Below are 344 nucleotides of genomic sequence, written 5' to 3'. Positions count from 1 at the left end.
ACATTGTCACTCATTACTGTTGCTTCATTTTGGAACTTAGATTGATCTTCATCTTCAAGGGAAGTTTTAAACTTCACGCGATAAGCATTCGTAATGTCGCCAAATGCGATCCGCAGACTGCCATCTTCATTAGTGGAAGTAAAAGAAGATGTTACTTCCTCTCCTTGCTTCACGCTACCATCAAGCTGAACATCTAGCTTATAAATTTCAACAGTTCCGTCTTTGAAAGCTTGTCCTGCTTGAATTGGATCGTTAAATACTGCTCCATTTAATTGATCCAACTGTTTATTAAAATCTACCTGCCATGTGATTTCGGTAGCGTTATAAGAACGATCAGGCGTTCC

1 protein-coding gene is annotated in these 344 nt (G+C 39.2%); it reads right to left on the bottom strand.

Translation table 11 applies throughout. The features are described from left to right. Nucleotides 1–344, bottom strand: a 344-nt coding sequence (locus tag Q4550_RS23315) for a collagen binding domain-containing protein (protein ID WP_303536571.1), incomplete at both ends; no start/stop codon positions are given.

The sequence above is a fragment of the Anaerobacillus sp. 1_MG-2023 genome (genome assembly GCF_030547345.1).
GTDB classification, from domain to species: Bacteria; Bacillota; Bacilli; order Bacillales; family Guptibacillaceae; genus Guptibacillus; species Guptibacillus hwajinpoensis_B.
This window is presented reverse-complemented; position numbering and strand designations above follow the sequence as displayed.